This window comes from Solimonas sp. K1W22B-7 (genome assembly GCF_003428335.1).
Lineage (GTDB): Bacteria > Pseudomonadota > Gammaproteobacteria > Nevskiales > Nevskiaceae > Solimonas_A.
Genome location: NZ_CP031704.1, coordinates 1,019,473 through 1,041,340, shown reverse-complemented (window position 1 = coordinate 1,041,340; position 21,868 = coordinate 1,019,473). Strand labels below are relative to the sequence as shown.

The following is a 21,868-nucleotide window of genomic DNA, read 5'->3' as shown; positions in this document are numbered from 1 at the left end:
AAGCCCGTGCTTCTTTTACTCCGACCCCTTTTTCTTTCCTTTCAAGCTGTTGCTCAGCACCAGCACGAGATCAGCCATATCTTGATATGCGAGAACACCAAACTCAGGCATAAACTTCTTGAAGTACTGCTGCACAGTTAGTCCGTTTTTTTTTGCCTCCGCTTCCTTGTCAATCGTTAGCTGAGGGCATATGACCCAATTGATCCCAATGTGTGGAGAACGATCCCGCCGTACCAAAGTCCACTCAACTCTTCCTCGATATGAACTTATTGCAGCATCAATTTTTTTAATTTGTGCCTCATTCTCTTCACTAAGCCGAAAACTTGTATAGGGCGGCTCTGTAGACCGATCCTCAATAGTTTCACCCTCCTTTGTACGGAAGGATGCCACACTGAAAGAGTTCCTAATCCAGTCTAAGGCACAGACCTCTCTCAGAAGATTGGCTATTTCATCCCCTTTCGCAAGCTCCACACTCATCTGAGCCCCTTCGGCTTGTTCGTGATGGTGATTCCATCCGGATTCAAGCCACGCATGTGTTGCATCCAATCCCCCTTAGGCACGGGAACCGTCGATAGGCGAGGGTCAAAAACGTATCTGCCATCAGTGTAGACCTGGTGGTACCACTGGCCGGGCTCCACTGAGCCTTTTTCATAGACATTCAGGTTTCCTAGCTTGCTTGGTTGCGCTTCAAGAATAGCACCCCTTCCATTGGCTGCCCTATGTAACGATTCCGCGATTTCGCTGCAATCGACCACTCGGATGTCATCTGCCATGCCTTGAATCTTTGAGCCATTCATTGCCTCCAAAGCCGATTGGTTCGGCGGATACTTTGGATTCACCGGACGGAATGGCCTGCTCATTCCCGGCACGGTCTCTGCGGGGGCAGCGATGGATTCAGCCCCAATATTTCTACTTCCTACCCCCAGTCCATCAACCTCAGAAAGACCCAACGACGCGGAATCCAGCTCAAACTTCCTAACCGCATTGAGGTCCCCGGCCAGGGTCCTTCCTGCCCTCGCCGTGTCCACAGCAACATTCAAGGTCGCTCGCCCCGCCGTCGCCAGCAGATCTACGCCACCGAATCCTATGAACTCGGCAACGGTCAGCAACTTCCGATCCCTTGGGGCGTTCGCAAAAGCCTCAATGCCATAGCTGACCGTCTCTCTCGGATTCATCAACGCGTGGCCCATGGCCGCCATGTGCTCATCGTTGGTGAACAGGCGCCCTATGCCGATCCCGCCGCTGAAGACATCGACACCCAGACGCGTCACGCCGCTGAAAGCGGCTGTCACTCCCGTCATGATCATGTTGCCATCGGCCGCAAAGCCCGCGCCGGCATCGTCCAGGGCACCCGGCAGCCTATGGAGCGCTTCCTGCGCAGCTTCGAGCAGAGGGTCGAGCGCTTGGCCTATGCTGCGCTGCGTCCCATACGCCTCGCCTCGCGCAGGGCCTAACGAGTTGCGGTAGGCGGCATCCTTGCGATCAATCTGGTAACCCGCCTGACCGGCGGCCTCCATCGCAGCGATGTTGCGCAGCGCGAGGCGACTCTGCCGATCCAGTCCTCCGTCGCCGGCATTCATATCGCCGACATCCACAGGGGAGTTCGTGGCGGCCGCTGCCGCCAAGCTCTGCCGCTCGGCCTCTGCCCGCAACGCTGCTATGCGAGCATTGTCCTGCTTGAGCACCGCCTCGCCCAACTTCCGGAAGTTGGCAATCTGGTCTTCGCTGTATTGCGAAAGGTCGCCTATCGTGACCTCGTCTCCGATCCTGAGCATCGAATTCTTCATGCCGTTACTGGCCATGAACAGACCGATCTTCGCGGGATCCTTGCCCGCGATCTTGGTGATCGTGTCCCCTTTCTTGACCGTATATGGCGCACTCGACATCGGGGCAGCTGCACCTGATGGCGGGCTTGCAGAGGAATCCGTTGTCACGCCCGGCGAAGCGGTGGCTTCGTCCACCACTCCAGCAGTCCCCGGGCGCGCCGCCACCTCTGTCCGATATGCGGCTACATCATCCAGCTTCTGCTCAATCTGCTTGGCGGAGAAATTCCCGGAGGTACGAGCCTCCTCGATTCCCTCCGCCGTCAATCCATCCCCCATCGCTTGGGCGCGCTGCTTCAAGGCCTCCCACTTGCGATCCTCACGACCCTTTTCGATCGTCGCGCCGATGCTGTTGCCCAGGACGTTGCCGAACGCGTCCGCCGCGATATTCAACAAGTCGATCTTGCCCTTTCCTGCGAGGGCAACCTGGATAGTCCTGCTGGTAACTCCCGACACGGCGCCGCCCACGAAGTCTCGGACCGAAGCATTGGAGATGTTTTCGCTGTTGATGCCGAGCTTGGCGTTGATCTTGTCGCCCATGCCCGACATGACGACGCTCGCCGCCAGGCTGGACCAACTGAACTTTTCCTGTTGCTTGAGCGCGATGCCGACACCCTGGCCGACGATGCTATTCAGGGCCCCTTGGGCCATACCGGCATAGCTGAGGGGGCCGATACCACCCTGGGGGATATTGCTCAGCAGCGGACCGCCGATCCCTTTCGTCAGCCCCGCGGTCAGCCCACCAATCACCGCCGCCCGCCCGACAGCACTCCACGAGAAGCTATCCTGGAGGCCCAACGCCATGCCGGTCAGCTGGCTCGCCACGCTGCCGGCTGCCGCACCGACGGCGCCCACCGCCGCCGCGGCTCCGACCGCCGCCCACCCGCCGAGTCCCGCCGCCCAGGAGACCATTCCCAGGGCGATCGGGCACCAGATCGACACCACCACCGCAACGATCACCACGATCGCAGCCAACAAGCCACCGCATTTCTTCTTCGGCGGCTTGGGCGTCGGCTGCAGGCTGCCGATGGCGTCGCCCGGGTTGTAGGGCTTGAAGGTCTCGCTGTTGTTGTGGACGTTGGTGACCTGGGCGGGAATCTCCAACACCATGCCCGCAACCACATCGGCACTGCTGCCCAGACCGTTGGCGCTGGCGATCAGATACCAGAGACTGGCATCGCCCCAGACCGCCGCGGCTATGCTCTGCAGGCTTTCACCGTCCTTCGTGGCGATGTATTGGCCGGGGGCCGAGGCGGGATACTGCTCGGAGATCGGCTGGTAGTTCTGGTCGTAGGTCGGTCCCAGCAAAGTTCCGCCAGCAGCCAGCAGCTGGTCGTTGCCGAAGAAATAGAACTGATACTTGTCGCTCGCATCCTGCCGGTAAACGATACGGCCGTCCGCCGTAACCATGTAGGTGCGTGTGGCACCATAGTTGTCGACGAGCTTGATCAGGTTGCCGTCATTGTTGTAGGTATTGGTGATGCGGCCCTTCTCGCTGCTGCCCTGCTTGCGGACAATCAGCGCATCCTTGTATCCATTGAGATAGGTGTAGGTCGTCTCGAACTTTGTGGTGGTCAAGACCGGTGACTGCGTCTCATACCGGAGATTGTTTCCGGCCTTGTCGTACCATCCCCTCTGGTTCGTGATGACGCTTTGGTGCCAGTCGAAGTTGTCATTGGCGACATTGGCGCCGTAGGCCACCACCGATTCAATGATGATTCCGGAGATCGAGTAGACAATGGAATGGCTATGGGTCTGCGGATTGTAGATCGCCTGACTGGAAGTCACCCCTTTGTAGGTACCCTGATTCATGAGCCAGCCGTTGGCATTGTAGTCGCTGACTTGGTAGCTGTAGAAAGTATTCTGTCCGCCCAGGGCGGTGGTGTACCCGTCATTGACCCTTAGCAGGCCGAAGCTAGAGTCGAAAACACCCCACTCCGTGTACTGGAGCAAGCGGCCCGCTGCGTCGTACTCCCGCGAATCGGCCAGGGACTTGGGCTGGGAGCCTAGCGCCTGGGAAGACGTCAACGACGAGAGCCAGGTATTTATAAGGCGATTGGCGGCATCATACTGGTAGGTTCGGTACGTCCACCGATTCGAGGTATGTGAATTGTTGCCAAAGTAGCGGTACTCGCTGGCTCTATTTCCGGCGGCGTCATAGCCCAACTGCACGCCTCGGCTGGTCGTGGCCTTGATGATGCCTGTGCTGCCGTCTCCCTCAGCCAGCGTCATGCGATTGTTGTTGTCGTAGGCGTACCAGTTATCGCGCGAGTCGGTCGCATTGGACTTCCTGATTACCGTGGTACCGATCTTGATGCGGTTGCCCACCTGGTCGTAGAGGATGTCCTGCACGAGATCGGTCTGCGGCTCGTTGGCACTCAGCTGCAGGTTGCTGTCGGTGTGATATACCCGGTTCTGTTCGTCATACGCCAGGTTGGTCGTCCGTATGTTCCAGGTGGGAGTCGCGGGCTTGATGTCCTTGGTGTTCATGTACTCCCAAGCGCGATTGCCCGCCAGGTCATACTGGTAGCCCTCGATGCTGCCGCCTCCGGTATCGTCGATCTGCTTGAGCCAGCCGTTCTGGTAGTACTGGTAGTAGATGGTAGTACTGGTGCCGTTCCTAAGAGTGTTCTTTGTCGACAAGCGCATCTGGCTGTCGTACACGTTGGTCACCGTCGAATCATCGAATGCGGAGGTTATGGCGGCCCCATCGTAGGTGGAATGAGACAGGACCTTGCCGAAGTAGTTGTAAAGCCAACCGTTGTACATGCCGTTGGCGTCGTACTCCGCAGCCTTGTTGCCTAGCGTGTCGTAGATGTAGCGACTGGATAAGCTGTCGTCGTTCAGTGCGTAGCTCAGCGGTGTCCAGTGCTTGACGATGCGGCCATGGGCGTCGTAACGGTCGCGGGTGATTTCGCCGGCCGCATTGGTGTTGCTGACGCGGTTGCCGGACTCGTCGTAGTCGTAGATATCGTAGAACGGCAATGACAGCGGGGTACTGGATGACCCCTGCAAATCGGTACGGCGCAACTGGTTCAGCCGATCGTAAGTGGAAAGCAGTACATTGCTGTTCTCATCTTTTCTCGCGATTTCGTTGCCGAAGGCGTCATACCAATGGCGCTTGGCATTGCCGTAGGCATCGTATTCCCACACCACCTGGCCGGCCTTGTCATAGGACACCGAGGTAACATTCTGGCGTGCATCTTGAACGACGACCTGACGGCCGACCGCGTCGTAGTAAATATAAGTCTCAGGCGCGTAGTTATTGGTGACGGCTGTTCCGGAAAGGACGGCTTTGCCGGCCGGTAGCTTCTGATAGGTGATCTTGTTCAGGTGGTTGTATCGATACTCGGTGGTATAGCTCCGCGCGTCGGTCACCTTCAGGGCATTGCCCCAGCGGTCGAAGGTCTGCGTCACCGTAGGCGACGTTCGGGGATCGCTCTCTGCACCGTAGTAATTCAGCACCAGCCCAGGATCCGTACGTAGCGTCACGCGGCCGAGCGCGTCGCGCTGATACTCCGTGACCATGTCCGGCGTCCAGCTGCCCGCGGGAGGAGCCTCAGTGCGCACCACCTGCCCGAGCAGGTCGTATCGATATACCTTCGGGGCACCACCTTCGGCATTGCTCTGCCTTACGCGTCCGGCGGCATCGTAGAGGTAGTACTCCTCGTGACCGTCTTCCACGCCCTTGGAGACCATTTCCCCGAAGGCGTTGTAATGCATCCGGATGTTGCGATAGGAGCCCCATCCCTGCCAGGAACCTTCCAGGAGGTAGCTGGTGGCGGTCTCGCGACCCAGCCGATCGTAGGTGCTGGCATCGGTGCGCTGAGAGAAGCCGGTGCCACCCATGACGTCGGTCTGCCAGTTCCAGGTCTTGGCCAGCGCGCCGAAGGCGTTGTAGCTGTAGTACTCGCTGAAACCGTTGGCATTGATGACCTCGATCGTGCGGCCTAGCGCGTCATAGCGCAGCTCCATGACTTGGTCGTTGATGACGTCGGTGCCGACATCGTTGGCGCGACGCGCTTCAAGCACACGATTGCCCAGGGCATCGTAGTCGTACTCGATCACCGGCGTGTGGTAGCCGACCACGCCCGCGAGCGAACCGCTCGAGCGATACGGCAGCACTGTACGCACGAGGCGTCCCAGCTTGTCGTACACATTGGTCGTGATGGCCCCCATGGCGTCCATCGAGTTCAGGACGTTACCGAGTGCGTCGTAGCCGATGCGGCTGCTGCGAACGTCAGCATAGGACTCAGGCGGGGCGGTGAAGGTACTGGAGGTGCTGGTCTTGGGCCGCACCAGCCACTCCTCGGTCTTTCGATCCAGGCGGTCGTATACATAGCGGGTGATACGGTCGTAGCCCTTGTCGCTATTGGCCGACGGGTCGAGCGGATTCGGCGGCGTGAAATTGGCGAAATCCGGCAGGGAGGTGGGAACGGTCGCCAATGCAAGAGCGTATTCCTGACGGCGGACCAGTCGGCCAAAGGCGTCGAAATCCTGCTTGGTGTAATAGCCCATGGGGTCCACCTGGTGGACCTGGTTGCCGTTCTTGTCGTAGCCGAAATACGTGGTCACCCAATCGGCGGGACCGTTGCGAGTGGAGCGCTGGCTGGTGAGGTCTCCGAAGCGGTTGTAGCCGTATTCGGTTATCGGCGTCGCCAGGCCGGCGGTGTCGGTGCCGATGTTGTAGTAGTCGGTCAGCGGCTGGGTGGTCCGGAACTTCCGTCCCAGCTTGTCGTACTCGGTGGTGATCGTGCGGCTATCCGCCGGAGCCAATCCGTTCACAAAGCTGGAGAAGAACGGGCGGGCGATGTCGCCCGGGGCCTTCAGGGTCACCGACAGCGATGGCACCGAATCCTGGGTGACATGCTGGAATACCAGCCGGAACTGATGCCGGCCCGCAGCCAGGGAAATGATGAGCCCCCCCGTATAGGGAAGCCTCAGCACTCCATCGATGTACAGCTGGCACTGGTCATCATTGAAGGTACCAAGCTGGAATTCATGCGATCCGGCCTGGGTGACTTCCCAGCTGCCTTCCCAGACAGCGGCATATCCATCCGTACCCATTCCCGAGATGGGCTCGTTGACGGGATTGATACCCGCCTCGATTCTCTGGTACTGGGCCCCCGAAAAATCGCTGTTGGAGTAGTAGGTGGCCAGCAAGCCAGCGCTCTGGCCCGACAGGCTTGCCAGGCTTGCGGCCAAGGCCTGGGTCGCAAGCACGGCATTGCGCCATGCGTCGGTATCCACCGCAAGCAGATCGGCGTCATCCTCTCTTTTCCATAGCGGCAGATTAACGGCATCGCCAGCCTCCTGGTCGATGCGCTGCTTGTACCGGGTGGTGCGGGTCACGGCACCGAAGGCGTCGTACTCGTAGCGGGTGACGTAACGCTCTTCGTCGATCTCGAGACTGACCCGCCCGAGCAGGTCGTAGATTTTGTAGCTGTAGTTGCCGGCCTGATCGCGGCTGGCCACCGCACGGCCCTGGGCGTCGTAGAACACCTGGGTCTGCTGGGCGGAAACGGTCTCGTTTCGGCCGTAGGCTGCCCCAAAGACATTGGCGACACCCACCTGCGGCAAGACCGTGCGGATCTGGCGTCCCAAGGCGTCGTATTTGAACTCAGTCTTGCGCTGCTCGGCCGTCCCGAGGGCTTCGGTCCTAGCGATGACATTGCCCAGGTTGTCGTAGTCGATCTTCGTGGTGACACGGATGCTGACTTCTTCCAGGGTGGACTGGAAGAACTGGCTCGCGGGGATGTTCTGCGCCGAGGACATGCCCGGCCCCTCCCACGAAAGCGCCAGGCGGGCACTGCCTGCAACGTCGAAATACTCCAGGACGAAGCGATGGCGGCCTGCCGTAAGGTTGATCTGCTCCCAAGCCGTGTCGAGGGCCCAGGGCTGCTCGTTCCATTCGCCCACCACCAGCTTGCCATCGATGTACAGCCGGTAGCCGGCATCGGCTGCCATGTAGAAGTTGTAGTTGCCCGGCACATCGACCTGGAGCTCACCGCTCATCCGCGCACTGAAGCTGTCGGCATCGATTCCAGCGATCGGTGCTCCAGCCGAATCGGTCGGTGCTCCCGTCCAGTTGAAGTCCACTGGACGTGTCCAGTCATCAGACTTGGAGAATCCGGTGAAGTCGCTGTTGTCGTAGTAGGTGACGCGGAGGCCCTGCTTGTTGGTCTTGCGGGTGCTGATGACGGTTTCCGGCGCATACTCATAAGTCATGCGCCCGGCAGCGTCGTAGCCATAGTCCCAGGCATCGCCCTTCTTGTTGATCAGCTTGGTGCGGTTGCCAAGCTCGTTGTATTCGTAACTCTCCACCCCGCCTTCCGCGTCGGTGGTGGATATGACGTTTCCGAGGCTGTCGTAGGCGTACTGCGTACGCTGGCCGATACCGTCGAGGCCTTCGGACAGGTTGTCGAGGTAGGCAACGGGCGAAGTGGTGCTGGGCGCGCCCAGCGAAAGCATGCCGAACCGCGCCTTGTCCCAGGCGACGGTCTGGGTAAAGCTGTAGCCGGCCGACCGCGACTCGCCCTTTTTGTAGACCCAGAGCGTGGCGCCGGCAGCGGTCACAGCCGTCTCCACCACGTAGACCGTGTCGCTGCTCGTCTGCCCCAACTCGATCACATCGTAGGTTGCGCCGTATGAGTAGGCGTACACCTTGCCGTCCACGAACCGGGCGTAGAGCATGCGGAGAGCGCTCATGGGCGCCGTCGCAGGGTCGTTGCCCACACCCGCATAGAAACCACTGGAGGAACCCACGGGCGTGGCCTGGACTTCGGCTCGATAAATACGGGTTGCCGTAGTGGCTGTGGTGTACTGTCCGTATACCGTCGTGCCCAAACCGGGGCTGGAGTTGACCGTCATCCGCAGGCGCCCATCGACCAGGTCGAGAGCGCCGGTGCCCGGCGTCAGCGTGAGACCGGCCGTGTCGACAGAGAAGTCCTGGGACCATGTCGCCAGGGTGGGCAGCAGGTTGGCGATGTCCAGCGCCTTGGGCGCGGCGGCCAGGCTGGCGTGGTTGACCGCCGTGGTATGCCGGATGGTTTCGCTGACACGGCCCGCGGCGTCGTAACGCGTCTGCGTCACGTAGCCCAAGGCGTCGATGTCGTAGACCTTGCGACCGGCACCGTCATAGACCGTGCGCGTGCGGCGCGTTTCCGCGTTGGTATCGGCCAGCGTGCGGTATTCCACCAGGTTGTCGAAGTTGACCTTCTCACCTGCACTATTGGCGGCGGCGGTGAGTTGCAGCCTGGCGGAAGCGCTGGTCCACCCCGTGCTGAAGCTGTGGGTGTAGCCGCTACTGCGCGGATATCCCGTCTTGTAGATGTTGATGCGGCTACCGGAGGCGGTGATGTCGACCTCCACCTCGTAGGCCACACCAACATCGACGGTGCCCAGGACAGTCTCGACCGGAGCACCGATACCGGTGGAGGTCCGCACGCTGAGCGTGTTGCCAGTGATGGTCGCCAGGTGATAGCGGCCATCGTTGCCCATGGCGCCGAACTGGAACAGCCCCGGACCGGTGGGGTTGGTCACGGTCAGCTCGCCACCGATGATCAGGCGATCGGAAGCCCCGACAGCATTGGCCGGACCGTCCGCCGCACCGGGGGCGGCAGCCGCGTTGGCCGTCATGACAATACGCCCGCTCGCCCACGACATGCCGGTGCCGGTCAGGTTGATTGGCGCGCTGTTGCTGCCGAAGTCGCTGCTGCGTACGGCCGTGACCAGCGCGTAGCGCACCTGGTCGGGGGTCATGATGTCGGGCAGGCCCGTGATGCTGATCGGCTGCGCGTAGCGCAGCGTGTCGATCTGGCGGCCTTCCTTGTCGTAACGGAACTCGGTGACCTGGTTCAGCGCGTCGATCTGGTACACCAGTCGCCCGTCGGCATCATAGACCAGGGTGGTGACGTGGCTCTTGGCCAGTTCCAGTGCCGGATTCGCGGTTGAAACGGCGGTGCCCACAGACAAGGGCGTCAGCCCACCGACGATGCTGGCGACATTTATCGGCTGGGTATAGCCGATGGTCTCGACCACGCGGCCGGCGCCGTCGAACTTGGACTCGGTGACGTAGCCGAGGGCGTCGATCTTGTAGACCGGGCGGCCCGCCTGGTTGTAGACGTAGCGCTCGTGGCTGGTCAGCGGCGATGCATCGCTGAGGATGCGGGTCTCGCTGATGTCGTCGACGTAGGCCTTCTCGCCCAGTGCGCCGGACGACGCATAAGTTTCCGTACGGACCCTGGCACTGCTCCAGGCCTTTTGGAGCACGTCGGTGTAGCCGCTGCTGCGCGGCTGGCCTGCCTTGTAGACATACAGGGTGCTGCCGGCGCTGCCGACGTCCACCTCGACCACGTAGGTGGCGCCGGCTTCGAGCGCGCCCATGTCGATGAACTCGGCCGGGCCGCCTGCGGGGTAACGGTAGGCGTAGATGCGGCCGTTCGAGAACGAGGCGGCATGACCATTGGTGCCGGTGGCGCCGAGCAGGAAGGCACCGGTGCCACTGACAGGCGCTTGCACGGTGCCGCGGATGGCCAGCCTCTCGGTAGCGACGATGCTGCGCAGCACCGCTCCATCGACGCTGCCGGCGGCGGTGGTGCTGCTGGTCAGCTCAAGCCTGTTGTTCTGGCGGACGATGACGCCGTTGGCATAAGCCAGGTCGAGGCCGATGGTGTTGGCGTTGAGGTTGTTGGACAACAGGGCGGCGGCGATGGCGGCGCGGCGCAGGCCGTCTGCCGTGGTCGGCGCGGGCACGACGATACGCTCGGCGTAGCGCAGGGTTTCCGCAAGCTGGCCAAAGCTGTCGTAGCGGTACTCGGTTACGCCGCCCTGGGGATCGACATCGTGCGTCTTGCGGCCGGTTTCGTCGTAGGCGGTGATCCAGGTCTTGAGGTTGGCGTCCTTGCGGGAGACCAGGTTGCCCAGCTTGTCGTAGCCGTACTCGGTCTTGATCTGCAGCGAGCCCAGCGAATCGACGGTCTCGCTGATCATGCGGCCGGCCGAGTCGTAGTCGTAGTCGGTGAGGCGCAGGGCCGGGGGGGTGACGTTCCAGCCCGTGGAATCCAGGACCGCGGCCACGCCTTCGCGCAGGCGGCGACGCTCGCCGAAGCGGTTGTACTCGTAGGCTGTGGCGACCTTCTTGCCCGCCGTGTCCGCGATCTGCGAGGTGACGCGATCCAGCTTGTCGTAGACCCTTTCGGTCACCACGTTCAGCGGGTCGATGGTGCGGAACTGCCGGCCGAAGTTGTCGTACTCGTAGCGGGTGGTCAGGTTGAGGAAGGCCTGCCCCGTGACGGACGAGGTGCCGCTGCCGGCGTCGGTGACCTGGGTCAGCTGACGGCCGTTGGCGTCATAGGTGAAGTCGGTACGGACGCCGTTGCGGGCGGTGCTCGTGAGGACGCGCCCTTCCTTGTCGTAGGTCGTCAGGCTGAAGTAGCCGTTGGCGTCGGTACGCTTGATGAGGCGCCCCGCCCCGTCGTAGTCATAGGCGGTGACATCGGGCGCCGCGTTCTGGGCCGTGGCCAGGGCGGTGGTCACGCCCGTGAGGGTCAGGAGCGACCCCGGGGTGGGCAGGCCGATAGGTGCGTCGTAGCGGCGGGTTTCCTTCAGCAGCCCATCGCCGCGGTAGCGCGATTCCGTGACGTAGCCCAACTCGTCGATGCTGTAGACCTCGCGACCGGCGCCGTCATAGACCTTGCGCGTCATGCGGTCGCTGGCGTTCTGCACCGCGGGCACGTACTCGGCCAGGTTGTCGACGTAGGCGTGCTGGTTGGCGCTGGTAGCTGTCGAGAGCGTCTGTATGCGCGAGCGAGCGGTGGTCCAGGTGGCGGTGAACGCGTCGGTGAAACCGCTGCTGCGCGGCTGGCCCTTCTTGTAGATGCTGAGCTGGGTGCCGGAGGCGGTAACCTCCACCTCCACCACGTAGATAGCGCCAAACTCCACTGCGCCGAGATCGGCAGCGGAGCTGTTGCTGCCGTTGTAGCGATAAACCTTGATGCGGTCACCGGTGAACTGAGCCAGGTGCACGCGGTTGCCACCGGGCTGCTCGGCGCCCACGTAGAAGGAGCCGGCCGTGGAGCTTTCGACCTGAATCTCGGCCTTGAACACCACGGTGCCGAGCGCGGCGATATTGTGCGGGCGGGTGCCATAGGCAATGGTCAACACATCGGCGGCGGGCTGACTGGTCAGCGCAAGACGGCCGCCGACCGCGTCGTACACCAGCGCCGGGCCGGGAGGAGTGATGTCCAGCCCTTGGCTATCCCCAGTCAGGGAGCTGCTCCACAGCCGGCTGGCGGCCGCGTAGCGCACCATGTCCATCGTCATCTCGTCGGGCATGCCGTTGAGATCGATCGCCTCGACGTGGCGTGTGGTGAGCACCAGCCGGTCCATGGCGTCGTAGCGGTACTCCACCAGGCCGCCGAGCGGGTCGATGTCGTAGACCTTGCGGCCCGCGGCGTCGTAGACGTAGCGCCAGACATTGCCGTTGGCGTCACGCTTCGAAGCCAGGTTGCCGTTCTTGTTGTAGCCGTACTCGGTACGAATGGGCGCGGCGCCGGTCGGGTCGATCGTTTCGCTCTCGACCTGCCCGGCCGCGTCGTAGGTGTAGACCGTGACCCGGGGTGCGCTGGGGCCGGTGGTTGCCGGGTTCTGCGCACTCACCAGCTGTGCCACCGCAGCGGCGGTCGGCGCCGCGGAAACCGCCGCCGGGGCCACCGGGTTGACGTAGCGGCGGACTTCCTTGACGCGATCGCCGGCGTCGTAGCGGTATTCCGTGACCTGGCCGAAGGCGTCGACGTCGTAAAGCTTGCGGCCTTCCTTGTCGTAGACGCTGCGCTCGCGGATATGCTGGGACGCATCAGTGTCGATCAGCCTGGCCTGGCTCAGGTTGTCGAAATAGGCCGTCTGGTCCGCACCATTGGTGCTGTTCCAGACATCCAGCCTCAGCCTGGCGCTGCTCCAGCTGGTCTGCAGCACGTTGCTGTAGCCACTGCTGCGGGCCTGCCCGGACTTGTAGACGTACAGGGTGCTGGAAGTGGCGGTCAGCTCCACCTCCACCACGTAGGTTGCACCGGTCTCGGCCACGCCGAGTTCCACGATCTGGACCGATCCGCTGCCAGTGAAGCGCGCGGCGTACACGCGGTCTCCACTGATGTGGGCGGCGTGGATGTTGCCACCCAATGCGCCGAGCATGTAGCTGCCGGCCGGGATGGCGGTCAGCTGCAGGGTGCCGCGGATGAGCACCTTGTCGGTGGCCGAGATCGCAACGTCGGTCGCGGCCTGCACGCTGTTCTGGGTGGCACCGGGGCGGCTGATCGCCGTCAGGCGGTTGCTTTCGTGGACGAAGGCGGTACCGGCGTAGGTCAGGTCCAGGCCATTGGTGTTGGTGGCGAGGTCGTTGCTCCAGACCGTCGAAGACACTGCATGGCGGATGGTGTCCGGGGTGATCGACGAAGGTAGCGTGATGCGCTCGGCATAGCGCAGCGTGTCGGTGAGACGGCCCCAGTTGTCGTAGCGGTATTCAGTGAGGCTGCCCAGCGGATCGACGTCGAAGACCTTGCGGCCCAGTTCGTCGTAGGCGTAGCTCCAGACCTTGCTGGTGGCATCGGTCTTGCGGAAGGCGTTGCCCAGCTTGTCGTAGCTGTACTGGGTGACCAGGTTCAGGTAGGCCACGCCCGTCGCCGGATTGGTGCCGCTACCGGCATCGACGGTCTGGCTGACGAGCCAGCCGGCGCCGTCGTAGAGATACGCCGTGATCCGCGCCGGGGCGGCGCTGATGTTCCATGCGCCGCTGCTGCCGGTCGCCTGTATGCCCTCGGAGACGGTCTTGCTCCTGCCCAGGTTGTCGTAGGTGTAGACCGTGGCCAGCTTCTTGTCGGCGGTGTCGACCACCATGCTGGTCAGGCGCCCAAGACTGTCGTAGGCCATCTCTGTGATGGCATTGGCGGCGTTGGTCAGCTTGGTCTGGTTGCCGGCCGCGTCGTACTCGTAGCGGGTCGTGAGATTGAGATAGGCCTGCCGCGTGATCGGGTTGATGCCCGAACCCTGATCGACGACGCGGGTCGTCAGGCGGCCCGCGGCATCGTAGGTGAAGGTCGTGCGGGTGCCATACCTGTCGACGGTGGAGGTGAGCCGGCCGACGCTGTCGTAGCCGTTGGTGGTGATGAACGCGTTGGCGTCGGTCGTCTTGGTGAGACGGCCGCCCTTGTCGAAGGTGTAGCTCTCGACCACATCGAACTCGCCGGTACCCGCCGGCAGCAGCAGGGCTTCGACCTGCGTGAGGGTGCTGACGGCGGCCGTGGAGGCCAGGACCACCGGCGTGGCATAGCGCGTGGTCTTGATCACGCGGCCAGCGGTGTCGTACTCCGACTTGGTGACGTAGTTTTGAGCATCGATCTGGTACATCAGGCGCCCGTCGCGATCGTAGATGCGACGCTCGTGGCGATCCTGTGGCGCGGCGTCGTTGTAGACGCGATACTCCGACAGGTTGTCGACATAGGCCTTCTCGCCCAGGCTGCTGAGATTGCCAACGACTCCGACCCGCATCTGCGCGGAGGCCCAGGTGACGCTCAGGCTGTCACTGAAACCGCTGCTGCGGGACTGCCCCTTCTTGTAGATGTACAGCTGGCTTCCGCCGGCCGATACCTCCACCTCCACCACGTAGGCGACGCCGAACTCCAGAGTGCCCAGGGTCACTTCCTGGCTGGTGCTGCCGGTGTAGCGATAGGCCTTGATGGTGTTGCCGGTGAACATCGCCAGGTGAGCGCGCGCGCCAAGCTGCTCGGCACCGGCGTAGTACTCACCTGAAGTGGAGGCGGCCACGGTGATCTCGGCGCGGTACGCGACCTTGCCGTGATCCGCGATCTGGTGGTTGCGCGTGCCGTAGGCGATGGTGCCGACATGATTCACGGCCTGGGCCGTCAGCGTCAGCCGCGCGCCCAGGTAATCCTGCGCGACCGCGGTCTGGCTGGGGGGGATCGTCAGGCCGACGGTATCCGCCAGGTCGCCGGACCAGAGCCGCGTGCCGTAGCGCAGCGCGTCGGTGCCGATGACCAGGGGCATACCGGCAAGGTCGACGCGGTCCGCGCGGCGGATGGTCTCGGCCAGGCGGCCCGCGACGTCGTAGCGGTATTCGGTGACGCCACCCATCGCATCGACGTCGAAGGTCTTGCGATTGGCCTCGTCATAGACCGAGCGCCAGTACGAGCCCTGGGGGTCGCGCCTGTAGACCAGGTTGTTGTTCTTGTCGTAGGCGTAGTCGGTGACGAGCGCACGGTAGGCCTGGCCCGTCAGCGGATTGGTGCCGCTGCCGGCATCGACGATCTCGCGCGAGAGGCGGCCGGCCTTGTCGTAGGCCTTGACGGTGGTGCGCAAGGCGACGCCGAAGTTCCAATTGGTACCGTCGAAGGTTCCGAGCCGCCCTTCTTCCACGGTCACCATCGTACGACCGGAATCGTAGTAGCCGTAGGAATAGAAGCTGGCCATCTTCTGGCTGCCGAAATCGGTGATGACCTTGGTGACGCGGCCTTCCTTGTCGAACTGGGTCTCGGTCACCACATTAAGCGGATCCGTGGTGCGGATCGTCTGCCCGAATGCGTCGTACTCGTAAGCCGTCACCAGGTTCAGCGCATTGGCCTTGATGATGGGGGTGCTGCTGCCCGGAGGCGTGTAGCTGGCCGGGTCGACGGTGCGGCCGATGAGGCGCCCGGCGTCGTCGTAGGTGTAGCTGGTGCGGATGTTGTTCTTGTCGAGCGTGGATGCCACGCGGCCACCGGCGTCGAACTCGGTCTTCTCGATGAGCGTATTGGGATCGGTAGCCTGGGTCAGCCGGCCATCGCGGTCGTAGGTGTAGACGGTCGCATCCCAGACGCCGTTGTTGAGCAGCTCCGACTTGTAGAGAACATCGTGCCGGTCATAGTTGCTGCGCGTGCTGACTCCCTCGGGCGTAACGACGGTGACCGTCTTGCCACGCGCATCATAGGTATAGCTGGTGGCCTGGTTCAGCGCATTGGTCTGGGTGAGCACCCGGCTGAAGGCGTCGTAGGTGGTCAGAACGCCCTGGTTGAAGGGATCGCGGGTCTGGATCGCCCGGCCAAGCTTGTCGTATTCGGTCTTCCAGACCCGGCCGAGGGCGTCGGTCCGGGAGACGACACGCCCGAAGGCGTCGTAGCCCAGTGTTTCGCCGATGGCAAGACCGCTGGAACTGTCCACCACGCTGCCAATCTGGGCGCCGCGGCGGTCATAGGTCCAGCTGTCGGCGCGCCGGATCAGGGTAGAGGTTCGGGCCAGATCGGTGGTGACGGTGCTCTTCTGCCCGAAGCTGTTGTAGATCAGGTCGGTGATGAAGCCGAAGGCGTCGGTCTTCTTCGACAGCAGGCCACGCTTGTTGTAGTCCAGGTCGGCGACGCGGTTGTTCGTGTCCGTTACCAGCGACGCCAGGCGCGAGGTCAGGACGCTGTCCGTCTGCAGGCCGCCGACGATGTCGCGCACGCCGCTGCCATTGACCAGCACGATACGCTGGGCGTACCGGGTAGTCTTGTCCACCTCGCCGAATGCGGTATAGGTGGTTTCCGAAACCTCGCCTGCCGCGTTGATCGCGTAGCGCAGGCGGCCGACCGCATCGTAGTAGTAGACGGTGGTCTTGCCGTTGGGATCGGTCGCGCTGATGCGGCGTCCCAGCGCGTCGTAGGTGTACTTGGTGGCGTACTGGGTCCAGACGGCCTCGCGTTCGATCAGGGTGGCGGTGGGGGCCAGCTGCGACAGCACGTAGCTGCCGATGCCTCCGAGCTCGCGTTTCACACGACCCAGGGCATCGTACTCACGCGTGGTGGAGCGCTGTTCGGTCGTGGCGACCACCGCATCCGCCGCCAGGGTCAGCTTTTCCAGATATCCGTATTGGGTGTTGTACTGGTAGACAGTCGTCGCGATCCGGTTCGACGCATCCACGTTGGAGGCGTTGATGGTGTAGTAGAAGCCATCTTCGCTCGTCACACGGTTCGCGGCATCGTAGACGTAGACCTGGCGGGCGTAATAGAGCCGCAGGGCGGTCGTGGGCTCCGCCAGCACCGGGGCGCGCGCCTCGGTGCGGTAGTCCGCCACCGACTTGCTGGCGGCGTAGACCACCGGGCGGCTGTAACGGCGCTCTTCGCTCTTGTTGTTGGCGCGATCGTAGAAGTATTCCGACAGGTAGCCTTCCGGATCGATCGCGGCGATCAGGCGGTTCATGCCGTCGTACAGCATGTAGCTGGTCTGGTTCTTCGCGGCCACTTCGGTCGCGGCGGCCAGGGCAAGAGTCTTGAGATCGGTCAGCGTGCGGAGGTCGACGGAGAGCACCGGCAACTGCAGGGCATAGGCGGTCTGCCGCACCATGTTGCCGGCCTTGTCGTATTCACGCTCCACGAGGCAGCCCTCGGCATCGAGGGTGCCGGCCAGCAGGCCATCCTTGTCGTAGAAGCTGCGGGTGAAGCGGTTGGCCGTGTCGTCGCGGTTGACGGCCAGCTGGCGGTCGGTGCGGATCAGGCTCCAGCTGTTGGCGCTGCCCGGCAGGACGTTGTCGTACACGATGGTCGCCGTGACGCGGCCGGCGCCGTCGTAGACCATTTCGGTGACAAAACGATCGGCGTCGATCAGGTAGACCAGCTGCCCGGCAGGGTTGTAGACCCTTTCGGTGCTGCGGTCGTTGTTGGCATCCGCAGTCCTGACGCCGGTCGTGGCCAGCGTGAATGCCACTGGCTCGCCGTTGCCATCGACCAGCGCGGCGGTGACACGGTTGGCGTAGCGGATGGTCTTCAGCAGCTGACCGGCCAGGTTGTAGGTGTATTCGGTCAGCGCCATGTCTGCGCTGACTTCCGCGATCTTCCAGCCGCGCTCGTCGTAGAGGTAGTGGGTGCGCCCGAGGCTGGCATCGGTCACCATGCGCAGGCGACCGTTGCTGTCGTAGTCGTAGGCCGTGGTCGTCGTAGCGATGTTGGCGCCGGTCTGGATCGTCTGCACGACGTCGCCGGCCTTGTTGAAGACGGTGCTGGTCGTCAGATAGGTGCTTCTGGGCGCCGAGCCGCCCTGCATGGCGACGACGACCGTGTTGCCGGCGTCCTGGTAGTCGGTGATGGCCGTACGGCCGATGGCATCGGTGTTCGAAATGACGCGGCCCAGGCCGTCATACAGGTAGGTGGTCACCGCCGCGCCGGCGAGCGACGTCTGCGTCAGGCGGGTGAACACCCCCATGTTGTCGATGAGGCAGGTGGTGCCAGATTTGGCCGAATTGACCACCGTGTACAGGTTCCACTTGACCTGGTCCCAGCCGGCGGTAGCGCCGGCGGTCAGCGCGACCGTATGAACGAAGGCGCCGGCGCCTTCGCGGCTCCTGCCCCTCTCGTAGACATACAGCTTGGACTCGGTGGTCGTACGGACCACCTCCACCACGTAGGTGACGTTGTCTTTTGCGAATCCGAGGTCGACCACCTGGTCGCCCGTTCCGGTGTTGAACACGGCCTTGATCCGGTCGCTGGAGAACAGGGCCAGGTGGCGCCGGTAGTCGGCGGCAGCGGTCACACTGTCGACATTGTTGGAGATGCCCAGGGCGGTCTCGCGGCCATTGCTGCTGGCGCCAGTGGTCAGCTCGGCCTGGAACACCCAGGTGGGAGTGTTGGCGTTCAGCTGGTGCAGGGTCGTGCCGGTCATCACCGGCGTGGCAGCCGTAGCGTCCTGCTTGTTGGTGGCGCGCAGCTGGCCACTGACGAAGTCCCAGACCCCCGCCAGCTGGCCGCTCAGGTTGCCGGTGCTCGGGCTGTCGTAGAACGACTGCATGGTCGCGTTGTTCTGCACCGTCTTCAGCAGCTCGCCGGAGCGGCCGTAGACGAAGAAGTTCTGCGTCGCAAGGGTGGTGCCGTTGTTGCCGGTGATGTCGACCGTCGAATACTCCACGACCGAGCTGATCATTCCGCGGAAATCGTAGTTGTAGAGGGTCAGCCCCTGCTTGGTCTTGTCCAGCAGGTCGCCCGCCCACTTCGCCAGCTCGGTATCGGTGAAGATGGAGCCGCCGTAGGCATGGGCGTAGTAGCTGCGAGTCTGGCTGCGCGTGCCGTTGGCGTTGTAGCGGTGTTCGGTGACCCGCCCCTCGGGCGTGATGACGAAGCGCAGGTGCGACTCGCTGTCGTAGAGATAGCGGGTGACCACGGGGTCAGCCGCCACCAGCGGGCCGGCACCGTCCGTGTCCGGTGTGCGATAAACCGTTTCGGAGACGAGCTGCTGGCTGGCGCTGTCGTAGCTGCGCTCCACCGTGTTGCCACCCTGGTCGACGATCTTGATCAGGTTGCCGCCGCTGTACGTGTAGTTCGTGCTGCGGTTCGAGCCGTTCTCGTAAAGGGTGATGACCTGGCTGACGTTGCCGTCGGCGTCATACAGGTACTGGGTCGTGCTGCGAGCGCTCGCGCCGCTGACCAGCGGGGCTTCCACCTTGGTCAGGCGGTTCTGGGCGTCGTAGGTGTAGGTGGTGACATAGCCCAGCGTGTCGGTAACGCTGGTCTGGGTGGCGCTGAGATAGTTGAACGTCAGCGTGCGGTTGGGCTCGGTGCCGCCGGTGACGGTGGTGAGGGTCTGCACACGCCCGGCGTAGGTGCCGCTGGCCACGTAGCCGACATTGAGCCGCGCAGTCTCGATCAGCGTGCCGCCCACCGTGTTCTTGCGCCCTTGAATGAGGCTGGTGATGCGGTTGGAACTGCTGCTCTCGTACTCGTACTTGGTGAAGAAGATCTGGGTGTCGCTGTCGCGCACCGTGTCGTCGGCATTCCCCAGATCGACCTCGACGCTGTTCAGCCGGGTGAGGCTGCCCTGGGTCTCGTAGACATAGCGGACGCGGATCGCCTGCTGGCCGTTGCTGCTGGTCTGGATCGAGGTGAGGTTGTTGTTGGCGTCGTAGGCCAGGGTGGTGACCTGGCCGGAGGCGTCGGTGACGCTGGTCAGCAGGCTGCCGGTGTAGCCGTAGGTCTGGGTGTTGCCGTCGGCGTCCTTGGCGTTGGAAAGCCGGCCATTGGCGTCATAGGTCTCGGTGGCGCGGCTGCTGCCCTCGGTATAGATCCAGGTGCCGTTGGCCTGGCGGGCCAGGGTGTCGTGCGCGCCGGAGCCGTCGGTGCTCTGCCACAGGTCGGTGCCGATGTTGACGAACGTGGCCTGGTGGCCGTCGTCGTTGATCCTGACGACGCTGGCGGTGCCGCCCGCCGCGGGCAGGGGCGCCACCAGCCGGCGGCTGCCGAACAGGGTCCAGCCGTCGTTGTTGCCCCCGTCCATCAGCCCGAGGCTGTTGTAGGTGCGCATCGCGGCCAGGTCCAGACCCAGCGACGCCAGGTAGTCGTCCTGCCCCTGGATCACCAGGTTGCCGGTGGCGGCGTTGACGTAGGCCTGGTCCCGACCCTGCCCGATCTGGCCCTTGCCAGTGCTGCCGAAGCCGTTGAGCTGGCTCAGCGAGGAATTGAACAGCCCAAGGCCAGTACCGCCGACGATTGCGACCATGTGTTTTCTTTGAACCTGCGTGGATCTGGGGGCCGTGAATCCAGCCCGCTCCCCCACCTGATCCGAAGAAAACGGCAAAGTGTTTAGTCGAAAATCGAATATTTTTACTATGATTTTGATAACAAAAGAATTTTAGTTTTAACGGCCGCCCGAAAATGCCCCAGGAGAGGCGTAGCAAACCATCCCGGGCTGCCCTTGCGGCAGCCCGGTGGCGTGAAAAAAGGGAATCGGCTTTTCTGCTCGCCAGGCAAACGGAGCATCAGGCTGTGCGCCAGTGAATCAGTTCGGCCCGATCGGAGTGCGAGAGTCCCCGTCGGGAGCCTGCAGTTATCGGCTATGAAAACGCCCAAGTGCCGGCAGGCGAGAAATCGACCACCCGGAAAGGAACCGCCACCCCCTGCTGGGTCGCCGACTCAGAGATCAGCCCGGGCTACCCAATCCTGATCGCCTACAGCTTAGACCGGCAACTGCTCGCGGGCGGGCGAACTTGCAAAGGCGTGCGGGTTAACTTACTCCGACCCCTTTTCCCTTCCTCACCTCCTCGAGACCGTCAGCGCAAAGCCGTGCACCCAGACCGAGGCTCGCAGGACCTGCAAGCGGCGATCGGGCCGCAGATCAGACCAGTCCACGATCAGGATCGGCTCAGGTCGGCCCGCGAGCAGCAACTGGCACAAGCAACGATAGAACAGCAGACGGTCCTGATGCAGATGCGAGTTGCCCAGCAACCGATCGACGCGCTTGATGCGATGGCGAACCGCGCAGGCCCCGCCCAGGCTACGGCCCAGTGCCGACAGCGTCAGCCGGCCGCCCTGCAGGGCCGAGCCCACCATGGCCACCAGCGTGGTGAGGCGCTTCAGATGAAGACCGGGAATCGAACGGCGTAACAGCTTCTGCAATACGGCGGTCGCGTGCATGGCAGGAACTCCCTGATGACGAGTTGGCGCTCATCACCAGAGATACAAGCCCTGCCATGCACGCACTGACAGGTGCCGTTTTGCCGTGAAGCTACTCTCTAACTATCTGAAGGGAAAGAGCCTTCAGCGTGGGATATGAGGGGAAAGCTCAGACTCCGACCCCTTTTCCCTTTCTTTCCACGGGTCTACATCTCGCTCCGAGGAATCCACGAGGGCCGCCCTCGGTCGGGATATGTCAAAAGCATCAACTGATCCGACAACCCCATGCTGTTAAAAAAAACCTCGAATAAATCCAGGGGTACCTGTACGTCGGTGCATATGGTTCTCAGATCCCAACGGTCCTCTTCAAATTCCGCCCATCCTCGATATAAACCATCCCCTGGCTCCCACCAAGCGCGCAAGGTAGATCCTTTCTCGCCCGGCTTTTGCACTGGAAGGACAATAATTCGGCACTTGGCGGGGATGGCAACCAAGCTGATGTAGTCCAACACTGTATATGTAGTGTCCGCAGGATCCTCCTTTTCGCATAACGCAAGCCTGGTTCTCCCTCCGTGCTCGAAGGTTTTTTCAATCTCTGACACAACATTCCGCCAAACGGGATTCTCCATATGGGCTCTGTCATCTTCC

Annotated in this window: 3 protein-coding genes; all 3 read right to left on the bottom strand. The window is 62.7% G+C overall.

What is annotated here, in order from left to right:
* Window positions 1–15: 15 nt before the first annotated feature.
* The 3 genes from D0B54_RS24165 to D0B54_RS04855 all read right to left on the bottom strand — a co-directional run bounded on the left by D0B54_RS24165 (window position 16) and on the right by D0B54_RS04855 (window position 21,241).
* Complete coding sequence (locus D0B54_RS24165) at window positions 16–477, bottom strand: hypothetical protein (RefSeq protein WP_162932214.1); 462 nt, start codon at window positions 475–477, stop codon at window positions 16–18.
* The gene (locus tag D0B54_RS04860) at window positions 474–20,327 is read right to left on the bottom strand and encodes a PA14 domain-containing protein (protein WP_117289720.1); all 19,854 of its coding nucleotides are present in this window, start codon (window positions 20,325–20,327) and stop codon (window positions 474–476) included. The genes D0B54_RS24165 and D0B54_RS04860 overlap by 4 nt, the downstream gene beginning before the upstream one ends.
* Before the next feature lie 533 nt (window positions 20,328–20,860).
* The gene (locus D0B54_RS04855; protein WP_117289718.1) at window positions 20,861–21,241 is read right to left on the bottom strand and encodes a hypothetical protein; all 381 of its coding nucleotides are present in this window, start codon (window positions 21,239–21,241) and stop codon (window positions 20,861–20,863) included.
* Window positions 21,242–21,868 lie beyond the last annotated feature (627 nt).

Excerpts from the sequence above, each read along its gene's own strand:
- D0B54_RS04860 (WP_117289720.1), bottom strand. The coding sequence starts at position 20,327 with ATGGTCGCAATCGTCGGCGGTACTGGCCTTGGGCTGTTCAATTCCTCG.
- D0B54_RS04855 (WP_117289718.1), bottom strand. The coding sequence starts at position 21,241 with ATGCACGCGACCGCCGTATTGCAGAAGCTGTTACGCCGTTCGATTCCC.
- D0B54_RS24165 (WP_162932214.1), bottom strand. The coding sequence starts at position 477 with ATGAGTGTGGAGCTTGCGAAAGGGGATGAAATAGCCAATCTTCTGAGA.